The 11,326-nt window shown below is 60.2% G+C and carries 8 protein-coding genes; 3 read left to right on the top strand and 5 right to left on the bottom strand.

Going from position 1 to position 11,326, the window contains the following annotated elements; translation table 11 throughout:
• The 5 genes from KGL31_02485 to KGL31_02465 all read right to left on the bottom strand — a co-directional run bounded on the left by KGL31_02485 (nucleotide 1) and on the right by KGL31_02465 (nucleotide 9,666).
• Entirely contained in the window at nucleotides 1-1,161 is a 1,161-nt protein-coding gene (locus tag KGL31_02485; GenBank protein MDE2320773.1) for an AAA family ATPase, read from the bottom strand.
• Nucleotides 1,162-1,358: 197 nt separating this feature from the next.
• Nucleotides 1,359-1,601: a hypothetical protein gene (locus tag KGL31_02480; protein MDE2320772.1), complete on the bottom strand. Its 243-nt coding sequence runs from the start codon at nucleotides 1,599-1,601 to the stop codon at nucleotides 1,359-1,361.
• A gap of 667 nt (nucleotides 1,602-2,268) precedes the next feature.
• Nucleotides 2,269-5,664: a DUF3883 domain-containing protein gene (locus tag KGL31_02475; protein MDE2320771.1), complete on the bottom strand. Its 3,396-nt coding sequence runs from the start codon at nucleotides 5,662-5,664 to the stop codon at nucleotides 2,269-2,271.
• A 252-nt stretch (nucleotides 5,665-5,916) separates the two neighbouring features.
• On the bottom strand, nucleotides 5,917-8,322 hold the full coding sequence (locus KGL31_02470) for a vitamin B12-dependent ribonucleotide reductase (GenBank protein MDE2320770.1): 2,406 nt from the start codon (nucleotides 8,320-8,322) through the stop codon (nucleotides 5,917-5,919).
• A gap of 288 nt (nucleotides 8,323-8,610) precedes the next feature.
• Nucleotides 8,611-9,666 carry a tetratricopeptide repeat protein gene (locus KGL31_02465; protein ID MDE2320769.1) on the bottom strand — a complete coding sequence of 352 codons (1,056 nt, stop codon included), beginning with the start codon at nucleotides 9,664-9,666 and terminating at the stop codon, nucleotides 8,611-8,613.
• Nucleotides 9,667-9,806: 140 nt separating this feature from the next.
• Between KGL31_02465 and KGL31_02460 the strand changes: the two genes are divergently transcribed.
• The 3 genes from KGL31_02460 (at nucleotide 9,807) to mscL (ending at nucleotide 11,240) form a co-directional block, all read left to right on the top strand.
• On the top strand, nucleotides 9,807-9,974 hold the full coding sequence (locus KGL31_02460; GenBank protein ID MDE2320768.1) for a hypothetical protein: 168 nt from the start codon (nucleotides 9,807-9,809) through the stop codon (nucleotides 9,972-9,974).
• Nucleotides 9,975-10,029: 55 nt separating this feature from the next.
• The gene (locus KGL31_02455; protein MDE2320767.1) at nucleotides 10,030-10,530 is read left to right on the top strand and encodes a restriction endonuclease; all 501 of its coding nucleotides are present in this window, start codon (nucleotides 10,030-10,032) and stop codon (nucleotides 10,528-10,530) included.
• A 275-nt stretch (nucleotides 10,531-10,805) separates the two neighbouring features.
• Nucleotides 10,806-11,240 carry a large-conductance mechanosensitive channel protein MscL gene (mscL, locus tag KGL31_02450; GenBank protein ID MDE2320766.1) on the top strand — a complete coding sequence of 145 codons (435 nt, stop codon included), beginning with the start codon at nucleotides 10,806-10,808 and terminating at the stop codon, nucleotides 11,238-11,240.
• Nucleotides 11,241-11,326 lie beyond the last annotated feature (86 nt).

Here is an 11,326-nt window from a genome sequence, read left to right as displayed (position 1 = left end):
TCACGAATCCCCGAACAAGGTCAGTTGGTCTGCGTGCGCGGGGCGAGTTTTGGGTATGACGGCATCGGCGAGTGTCATCCCACCTTGAAGAAGGTCGCGGATCTCCTGGAAGGCGCCGGCAGGCGCCATCTCGGTGCCTTCGCTACCCGGGCGCAGCAGCAGCACCTCGTCGAGCCCGATGCCCTCATCGCGAAGCAGATCGGGCGAATGGGTGCTGAGGATGATCTGCCTTCCCGTCCGGCGCTGGACGCGGGCGAACATCTGCGGCAGGTATCGCACGATCTCGGAATGAAGCGACAGCTCCGGTTCCTCGAGCAGGAGCGGCCCGCCACCCTCCATCGCCACCCACAACAGTCCCATGAGACGCAGGGTGCCGTCGGAAAACTGATCCTCGGTCTGCCACGCGCCTTGCGGGCGCCAGTGCTCGTATTTCCCACGCAGGTGTGGGGCGCCGCGATCATCCCGCGTCATCTCGATCTCTGCGAGCTGGGGAACGGCCACGCCCAGCGCGTTGCGGAGCCGATTCAGGCGGGCGACACGCGTTCTTTCCTGGGTCTTGGCGATCTGCTCGAGAAAATCGCCACCGAAGGGATCGTTTGAACGTCCGACCGAGCGGTCCGGCTCGCGGACGAGCTGCGGGACGATGTGCAGATACCGCACCGACTCGAAGAAGGACGCGAGATCCCGAAAGGAACGGTTGACGTTGACCTGCTCGATGTGCGTCTGCGTCAATCGCGCCGGGTCCTGCTTGTCATCATCGTTCGGACGCTCCAGCAGCGTCTGCCCGTTTCGAACCACCCTTTCTTTGCGGATGCGCGCCCGGCGCTGCGCGTCCTGATTGAAGGCGAGTTCGTACTCCCATCGGATTGCCGTCTGGGGCGGCTCAACGACGACGCGAAGCTCGATGTCGGGATAGCGGCGCGCGGCGAGACACCGGATGGCGCTCACACCGCCGCGGCGACGGATCGCCTCCTGAAAGCCTCCGCCCGGCGAGGCCAGATCCCGCAGGAAGCGGAAGACGTCCAGCACATTAGATTTTCCGGCGGCGTTCGGTCCAACGAGGAAGACGCGGTTCTGGAGATCGACTTTGATCTGCGCGAAGTTCTTCCAGTTCTGCAGCCGGAGGCTTGAGAATCTTAGCGACTCGGTCTTTTCACTCATCGGGTCATTCCTTCCGCCGGTTGTTTTCTGTCTGCAGATCGGTACACAGTAGATGCAGCCTACTCGAATCCTCGCTGAATGGACTTCTCCTGCTCGGCGAGGCGCTTACATTCCCTGGGAATACTCGCTTGTCGCCCAGCGTAAAGCTATGCTGCCCTGTAATTGTATCTTGACGCGGACTAGGCCGTAAGCATAATTTACGAGATGAGCGGTAAGTCCGTTGTAGGTTCCTCCAGTGTTTCCATCCATAGGTTGGCTAAGCTGGAGGGGTCCAAGCCTGCACGGCGCGCTCTTTTTGTTTTTGCCACATTCAGTGTGACGCGATGATCGACACCCAATTCGGCAGGAATCGTCATGATTTCTGCCTCGTTCTTCCCTTCTCCAAAACCGCCAGCCCTGCCTCTGTTATTACCCATTTCGTTACCCAATTCATTCGACATTACCCAATTGCCACTTGGCGGTTTTTTGCCATCGGGCGTTCTGGCCGCGTCCAAGACATTCAATCTGATTTGTAGCCCGCACATTTTTCAGGATACGCCGGATCAAATCCACGCTGACATTCGGATGTCGGTGTTGAAGATCGGCTACGCTGAAAGGTCCGAGCGTCCTGTCGATCGCTTGAAGAATGAGGCGTGTTTTCTCCCCCTTGGGACTCCGGAGTTGACCGATGCGCTGTTCGAATTCCCGATACGCCATCTTGACGATGGAAAGAATGTAATTGATATACGGCCAGGTGTCGTGTGTGCCCTCGTGTCAGGCGGTGGAGTGTCAATGTGGTGGCTTCCGATACGGGCAGTTTCGCGCCCTGCTCATGAATCATTGTCAGAGCTTGCCGGTATCCCCGAACTTCCTCTTCATCACGATCCCGCAGGAGCGACTTGCCGAAGACGATGGTGGCGATTCGTGATTGATCAACTTCAACGCCCTCGATCCGGTTCGACGATACGGCGCTTTCAATAAGCGCGTGCTCCCGGAGCGCCTTGAGGCGCTGTGGCGACTGGCGGGTAAACAATTCCTGCTTTCCTCGTGCTTCACCGAGGTCAGCGAGATGCCAGGATGTAGCAGCGGGTACAGATTCGAACTTCCGGGAAAAGCGCCGCAGAGTCATCATGGCGTTTCCCCTCCATATGACGCGCTATCCTCCTTGACCAACATTGGCCTCGTCATCGCGTCTACGCTTAGGTAGTAGTGCGCGACCTTCGTGACCTCGTGCCAGTCGAGGCGGGCGGGGTCGCAGATCGGTTCCTGGAGTCGCGGCGCATTGTCGCAGTCGGTGACGACGTAGAGCCAGAAACAGTCGGGACGGTCTTCTGCCACGCGTCGCTCGTTGGGCGTAAGCAGGATCGTGCCGGTCGCTGCGCCAAGCCCCTTGACCTCGATGAGCCGCAGCTCTCCGGAAGCCAAGTCGAGGCTCGTGACGTCGTAGCCCAGATTCTTCTCGGAGACGTCGTAGACCTGCCGGCCCTGCGCCCGCTCGTGCTCCATCACCACGCGCATCGCGACGGCCTCGGTCTCGAAGTTCGGCTTGAGACGCCGCACCTCTGGCGCCTCTTGCTCAGGGTGGGGCAGCACAAGGACGCTCGCGAGCCGCTCCACAGCCTGAAGCGTGAGTGCCCGTTGGCGATCGAGGTCGGTCCTGCGATGATCGCGGCGGGCGAGCAGCTCTGCGTGGCGCGTCTCGGCCTGTGCGAGCCGTCCCTCCGCCCCGGCGACCTTCTGGTCCACCTCGGCCACCGCGCGGCCAATCTCCTCGTCCGCTCGCTGGAGCAGCTCGGTGAGCGAGAGCTCCACGTGCGTGCTGACCCGCTCGACCTCGGCCAGGCGGTCCCTGCGTGTCTCCTCGAGGAACGGTGCGAGTACGTACTCGTGCAGCCAGGTCGTCGCCTCGGGAAGGATCACAACCGCGGGCGTCTCGGCCGGCGCCCCGCCTGCCGGCAGGCAGGGGTCCGCAGGCACAAAGTTGCCGAGCAGGCCGGGCTCCTGGAGTCGAGGTTCACCGTCCTCGGAGATCTCCACGGCGAACAGTCGCTCATGGATGACCTGGCCGAGTCCATCCACCACACGCGCCCGGTAGAAGTCGATGCGCGCCGGGTGCTCGTGCTGAAGCGAGTAGAAAGTCGCGCCCTTACCGAGGACGTCAAGCGCCTGCGCGTGGGTGTGTCGCCGGATCGCTTCGAACAACGGATGGCCGGGCGTAACCCACTCCAGTTTGTTCGTCTCCGCCGCCTCGCGGTCGGTCGAACAGCGCGGATAACGGTCCGCAAGGGCCGGGAGCTTCCAGTCCGGATCTTTCTCATAGCGGCGGAGGACCGAGGGCGTCCGCGCCGGCTCGAAGGTGTACGGCAAGCTCGGGAACGTCTTGAGCGTGAGCGGCACAAACTCAGCCGCCTCGCGCAGGAAGCGTGCAATCGTCTCCGGCACCACGCGTCGCTCCTGCGCCAGCGCCCGCCGCTCGATCAGCATCTCCAGATTGAGCTTTTTGCTTGCCAGTCCCTCCAGGGCATTCCGGCAGATCGCACGGAATTGCCCCTCGTCCACGCCGCGGAGCAGGCGCTCCTCGAGGTCGGCGTCGCCGAGGCGCCCGGCATAGTAGTCGCGCAATACGCGCTCGACGTGGGCCGCGGGCAGGACCTCGCCGACCACGTTGAACACCGCGTCGTCGTCCAGGGCATCCCGGATCTCCTGCAGTTTCTCGAGCAACCGCTGTAAGACGCGGCCTTCAATGGTGTTGGTGGCCACAAAGTTGAAGATCAGGCAGTCCTTTCGCTGGCCGTAGCGATGGATGCGGCCCATCCGCTGCTCGAGGCGGTTCGGATTCCACGGGATGTCGTAGTTGAAGAGGATGTTGCAGACCTGGAGGTTGATCCCCTCACCCGCCGCCTCGGTGGCGACCAGGATCTGGATCACGCCTTCGCGGAACTGCTGCTCGGCGTGCAGGCGCGTCCCCGGCTCGTCGCGCGAGCCGGACTTCATGCCGCCATGAATGCAGCCGACGCGAAAGCCCCAGGACCTTAGCCGATTCAGCAGATAATCCAGTGTGTCCTTAAACTCGGTGAAGAGCAGCAGGCGCTGGTCGGGGTTGTCGAAGAAGCCCTGCTCGTGGAGCAGATGTTTCAGTTTCGAGAGCTTGGCCTCGACGCCGGCATGCTCGACGGCCTGGGCCTGTGCCGAGAGTCGCCGCAGCTCCTGCACCTCCTCGCGCACCTGCTCGGCGCTTCCGGCCAGCGTGATCGCCTCAAGGAGCGTTTCGAGCCGGTCGCGCTCGACCTCCTCCATCTCTTCCAGCTCTTCCGGATCGGGAAGATCGGGCGGCGCCTGGCGGGCCAGCTCCTGGGCGCGCTTGATCCCCTCCTCGAGACGGCGCGCCCGGTTGTCCAGCGAATGCCGCATGGCGTAGGTGCTGGAGGCCAGCCGTCGCTGGTAGAGGGACATCAGGAAGCCGATCGCGCGGGCGCGCGGGTCTTCTCCTTCGGCGGCGGCCCGCGCGCTTTCGCGTTTCACGAAGCGCGTCACGTCGCGATAGAGGTCGAACTCTGCCCCGTCGATGTGAAAGTCGACCGTGTGGGGGATGCGCTTCGTAAAGATCTTCTCGGCGGCCCAGGTGCCGTCCGCGCGCCGCTGGGGAAAGTAGACCATCGCCTCCTTGGTGCGGCGAAGGTAGAAGGGCGCCCGGCGGCGGTCCATCGCCTCGCGGATCGACCGCACGTCGGCGTAGGCGTCGGTATCAAGAAGCTGCAGGAACAGGCTGAAGTTCTGAGGATCGCCCTTGTGGGGGGTCGCCGTAAGCAGGAGTATGTGGTCCGAGATGTCGCGCAGCAGCTCCCCGAGCCGGTAGCGCAGGCTCTTGTGCGACTCGTCCGCGGCGGACATGCGGTGCGCCTCGTCCACGATGACCAGATCCCAGCGGACCTGGCGCAGCCCTGGCAGGATGTCCTGGCGCTTGGCCAGATCGAGGGACGTGATGATCCGGTTCCGCTCCAGCCACTGGTTCACGCCGAACTGGTCGCGGATGTCCTGGCCCTTGAGCACGAGAAACTTCGTGTCGAACTTCTCCTTGAGCTCGCGCTGCCATTGGAAGGCGAGGTTGGCCGGGCAGACGATCAGGATACGTTCGGCGAGGCCGCGCAGCTCGAGTTCGCGGATGAGCAGGCCTGCCATGATGGTCTTCCCAGCCCCGGCGTCGTCGGCCAGGAGGAACCGCACGCGCGCGAGCTTGAGCAGGTAGTCGTAGACCGCCTCGAGTTGGTGCGGGAGCGGATCGACGCGCGAGATCGAGAGCCCGAAGTACGGATCAAACTCGTAGGCGATGCCCAGGGCGTAGGCCTGCAAGCCGAGGCGCAGGAGGCGCCCGTCGCCGTCAAAGGAGTGCCGCGCGTCAAGGACCGTGAGGCGCTTGAACTCGTCGGCAGTCAGTGTCACCTTGCGGAAGCGCTCGGAGTGCGTGCCGACCAGCCCCACCACCCAGCTCGCAGGGCCATTGGCCTGCACGGTCTCCACCCGCATCGGCTCGTTGAAGAGCGGGCCGGTCAGGATCTGACCTGCGCTGATGGGGGGTATGCCGGTCACTGTAACGCACGATTCAAGGCAGCGTCACCATAGTCACTGCGTTGCCGCCTAGTGTAGTATCCCCAACACTTCTTTACATTGACTCCAAGGTCGTCATTCCCGCGAAAGCGGGAATCCAGCGCGGAAAGACTGGATTCCGGGTCAAGCCCGAAATGACAATCAGAGTAAAGAGACTTCTGAGACGCTACACTAGCACTCGCTGAAGCCGCAGGAGTAGCACTTCTGGCAGCCTTCCTCGTAGACGAGGGTGGCCGAGCCACAGTCGGGGCACATATCGCCTGCTTTCTGGGTCGCCTTGCCGAGAGCCGCCTGCATCTCCTGAACGCCGGGCTCGGTGAGGCCGATATGCTCGGCCAGGACCTGGGCGATGGCATCCGGCAGCGACCGGACCCGATCCTTGCCGAAACCCATCTGTCGCCGTCCACCGATGCCGGAGAGTTGGTTGACGATCTGCTCGACCCGCTCCCGTGGCGACATCGGTGACGGCAGCCTCAGGACTAACGAGATGAGACGGCCGATCGCCTCGGACACTGCAGAGGTGTCGCTCCCGGCCTTCCCCACGCTGGCGAACACCTCGAACGGCTCGCCCTCGCCATTCTGGTTCACGGTGATGAAGGCCGTCCCAAGCGGCGTCTCCGCCCTGTACGTGACGCCCTTCATGGTCCGCGGCCTCGGCTTGACCTTCAGTCTTTCCTCCAGACCCATCGCCCCGGTGGCAAGGCTGGCTTGTAAAGCTTCCTTCTCCTCAGCTGCCTCGGCTTTGCTCAGCGCAGGCTGAGCGCCCGTGCCTATGTGCAAGACCTGCGTGTCCTTACAGCCGTCGCGGAAGACCGTGATCCCAAGGCAGCCCAGCTCATATGCCATCATATAGGCCTTGGCGATATCCTCAGGCGTCGCCGAGTTGGGCAGGTTGATCGTCTTGGAGACACCGTTGTCAGTCTGCTGCTGGAACGCCGCCTGCATTCTCACGTGCCAGGCAGGCTCAATCTCGTGGGCCGTCACGAAGACCTGCTGAACGTCTTCCGGTACGCCTTCAAGCCCGCGAACCGTGCCTCGCTCAGCCACGCGCCGCATCAGCTCTTCGCTGTAGAAGCCGCGCCGCTTCGCGATCTCCTCAAAGATCGGGTTGACGAAGGTCAGGTGCCGGTCGCCGACGATGTGCCTGAACGCGACGGCGAAGATCGGCTCAATCCCGGATGAGCAGCCGACGATGATGCTGATGGTCCCGGTGGGCGCAATGGTCGTGACGGTGGAGTTGCGGAGCGGCCTCTTACCCTTGTAAATGCTCCGTCCCCAACGCGGAAACGGCCCCCGCGCCTCCGCCAGTTTCTCGGAGGCGTCGTGGCCGATTCGACGGATAAAACCCATAATCTCCGCACCCAGCGTGACCGCCTCATTGCTATCGTATGGTATGCCAAGCTCAAGCAGCAGATCGGCCCACCCCATGACGCCAAGACCGATCCGCCGGTTGTTTCTAACCTCCTCGATGATGTCTTGAAGCGGATAGGGATTCACGTCGATAACGTCGTCAAGAAAGCGAACCGCCGTTCGTACGACCTGTTCCAGTCCAACCCAATCGATTCGCTCCGTCACCAGGGTGTTCACTGGAATTGAGGCGAGGTAAAATCTGGTCAGATTGATCGAGCCCAGATTGCAGGCATCATTAGGCCCAAGCGGCTGCTCCCCACAGGGGTTGGTGGCTTCGATCAGCTCATCCTGCGGGATCGGATTGGCCGGGCTCGCATTGATTCGATCAATGAACACCATTCCTGGATCGCCAGTCCGCCAAGCCGCCTGAACGATCCGCTGAAAGACCTCTCGAGCCTGAAGATGGCCGGTCACGAGCTTGGTGTGAGGATCGACCAGATCATAGACTTCGTCCTTCGCCAGGGCGTCCATGAAGGTTTCGGTGGCAGCCACCGAGATATTAAAGTTAGTAATGCCACCGTCCAGCTTGCAGTCGATAAACTCCAGGATGTCAGGGTGATCCACCTTAAGAATCCCCATGTTGGCGCCTCGCCTGGTGCCACCCTGCTTGACGGCTTCAGTGGCGGCATTGAAGACTCGAAGAAAGCTGATCGGGCCGCTGGCCTTGCCGCCTGTCGACCTGACCAGCGTATCCTTCGGCCTGAGACGCGAGAAGGCAAAGCCGGTCCCGCCACCCGACTGGTGGATAATCGCCGCCCTCTTGACCGCCTCGAAGATCCCCTCCATGGAGTCATCGACCGGAAGCACAAAACAGGCCGAATACTGCAGCCCATTGTCTTTGCCGGCATTCATCATCGTGGGCGAGTTAGGAAGAAACTTTCCTTCAACCATCATCTCGTAAAACGACTCTGCGACCTGGCGAGCCTCCGCCTCAGTTCTACCCCACTGCGCTTCGGCCTTGGCGATGGCCACCGCCACCCGCCAGCACATTTCCTCCGGTGTCTCTTTGATACCTGTCGCGTCCCTCACCAGGTAACGCTCCCTCAGAACGCGGAGAGCCGACTCACTCCACTGTCCATCCTTCACCGGCCGGGCTCCAAACGCCTGGGTCGTGTCTACTCCCTGTTCTATCCCGTGAAACGTTGACTCGCTTGCCTTACCAAGCATTGTGTCCTCCTCTACCTGGGATAATTGATATAATACGGATTTACTACGATCCCGAGCACCCGATCTTATACGCCTGAATACGCTATCTATCGCCAACTTTTCAGATCGATGTCGATTCTCATAGAACACTATATCTTGTATAGCTATATTTTAATTACTACGATATATTGTGCGTGTCAAGAATAAAATGCGTTAATCGGCTGGATATTTCCCGTTGGTGTAGGCGAGACCGAGACAACGATGGGAGCGTATTCACTTGCAGAGATACGGAGACCTATACCCTAACCATCACTTTCCGGATGTAGCCTCAGAACCTTGCGGAAGGCCTCTGCGTCGTAAGAGCCACACCACCGTCAGGCCCATCGCCGATACCACTGCCAGGAGCACAACCCAAAGGTTTCGTTGCAGATAGAGCTTGACAAGATACAAGAGGTAGATATCGTTATTGGCCTCCTGCCATGCCCGCTTATATTCCACAGCGGCCGCATCGTCGTGTCCCTCCGCCTGAAGCGCCCGCGCTAACCCGAACCGAGCGAAGGTATAGTGCGGCTGCGCGCGCAACGCCCGCTCAAACTCTTCAACCGCCACCGTATACTCCTTCCGCCGGAGCCGCGCCCACCCGATCTTCGCCCGTCCCGCCGGGTCGTCCGGACTCAGGATTGAAGCCTCTGTCAAGATCTTCAGCGCCTCATCCATCATCCCCTTCCGGTAGTAGACCCATCCCATATCGTACAGGTAGCGCGGATTATCCGGCTCCGCCGATAACGCGAGTTGATACTCCTCTATCGCTCTGTCGTAGTCACGTCCTGCCTCCGCATACAGACCGGCCAGGCCGGCATGAGCGCGCCCATAGGCAGGATCGAGCGTAAGGGCTCGACGGAAGGCCTCGCGGGCCTTCTCGCTCTGCTGTAATTCCGATGAGAGCCATCCGAGATTCGTCCATGCATCGACATCTGCAGGCTGGATCTGCACCGCTCTATGAAGTGCGGTTATGGCGTCGGCCCAACGCCCTTGCCCGGCATACAGAACACCGAGCAGATTCCAGGATACGAAGTCGGTGCCGTCCTGATCAGCCTGCTGCCTGAGCTCCATAAGGATCTGATCGCTGGTCCGTCCACGATACGCCTCCTTGAGCCTCACATAGACAACGGCGCGAGCAGGGTCAAGTCGAAGGGTGGACCGGAATGCCTCAATCGCCTCCGCCATCCGTCCCTCCTGCTGCAGACGTACGCCAAGTCGGTACGCCTGGTCGGCCTCACCGGATCGAGCCGGCGTCAGTTCAGCTCCCCAGGCGCGTCCAACCAGGAGCAAGCTAATTACGAGAGTATGCATCGACCATTGCATCAATCGCCTCTCACTCTCACCTTATTTCTCGTTCTCAGAACCTATCCAGGAAAGCATCAGATCCCCCACGGAACCTTTCGAACAAAAGACTTGCCATCACGAGTAGTGGTGCTAGAATCTCGACTGAAAGGAGGTTCTGTATGGACAATGTATTGGCCATTGCGACCCAGCCGGACAACATCCCGATCATCGGCATGCTCATCCTGATCCTGGTCTGCCTTGGATCAGCGATGAAACAAGCATTCCGCCATGACCGCTTGATCAAAAAGGGCCAGAAAGATCGAATCTTCGAAGAGATGTACAGATAGGAACTTTCTATCTGTTCGCTTGATCCCCTGAATGGGGCCTTGAAGAGCGAGGCGCATGTTCATTCTGGTGACGATTGCGATCCTGCTCGGTTTGGGCCTGATCCTCTTACTCAATCGTTCTTCGTCGCCGGTCGCCGTCGAAAAGGCCTACTACCAACCCAGGGGCGTCGAGCAACAACAGTTGGAACAACTCACGTCCGAACAGTTCGAGCGCCTCTGTTATCGCCTCGTGGAGCAGATGGGTTTGTCCATCACCGGCTGCCACCGCAACAGACAGGGGGAGATCGATGTTGCTGCCGTCAACTCCCAACCAATTACCGGCGGCAGCTATATTATTCGCTGCATCCTGACCCCGCCTGAGACACCGATCCACTCCACCCAGATCATTGCTCTGAGCCATACGGTGCTTGCCGAAAGGGCATTGAAAGGTATCCTCATCACAACGGGCTTCTTCTCCGAAGAGGTTGCCAAACTTATCGCAGGGCCACCCATCGAACTCATTAACGGCCAGCGCCTTCGACAGATCATGCGCGAACACAGGATCTCTTTGGGCTAGACTAGAACGAGGAGGCAAAACCGACGCTGCGAATCATAGCAACGCCGGAAACCTAGCGCAAGCGCTGATTGCTTTCTTTCCGGGTCTCAGGGCAATCCCCGAATTACGTAGCACAAGGACCGGAAAAGCTTGGAGAGATGAATGAGGTACCGTCTTACTCCATTTTACAGATTTCACCCGATTGAAAGCTATGTGTGAAGTGTGGTGATGATGATACCCTCTGTGGAGGCACAGGTAGGCGCAGTACACTATATTATATGAAAGGAGGGGCGCAAATGCTGACGGAGTTCAAAGAGTTCGCAATGCGCGGGAATGTCCTTGACATGGCTATCGGGATCGTTATCGGCACCGCCTTCAGCAAGATCGTCAGTTCTTTTGTGAACGATATCCTCATGCCCCCCGTTGGTCGGTTAGTCGGCAAAGTCGATTTTTCCGGCTTATTTGTCGATCTTTCCGGTGGCGCCTACCCCACGCTCGCCGCAGCCAAGGCTGCAGGTGCGGCCACCATCAATTACGGGGTGTTTCTCAACACCGTACTGGATTTCCTAATCGTGGCCTTTGCGATCTTCCTGCTGATCAGGCAGGTGAATCGCATGGTACGGAAACCCGAAGCTGCTCCGGTCGAACCGAGCACAAAAGCGTGCCCTCACTGTCTGTCGAGCATCCACCTGAAGGCTACGCGCTGCGCCTACTGCACATCGGTGATCTAAAGAGAGCGTGGCGGTCTTAACCTAGTCGGCCTGTCGTTGAGCCAATAATTCGTGCCCAGACGACTTGGTCAGGGATTAGGAAGTGA

It is taken from the genome of Candidatus Methylomirabilota bacterium (assembly GCA_028870115.1).
In the GTDB taxonomy this organism is placed as follows: domain Bacteria; phylum Methylomirabilota; class Methylomirabilia; order Methylomirabilales; family Methylomirabilaceae; genus Methylomirabilis.
Note: the sequence above shows the minus strand (reverse complement) of the source record. Positions and strands in the feature narration are given on the sequence as shown.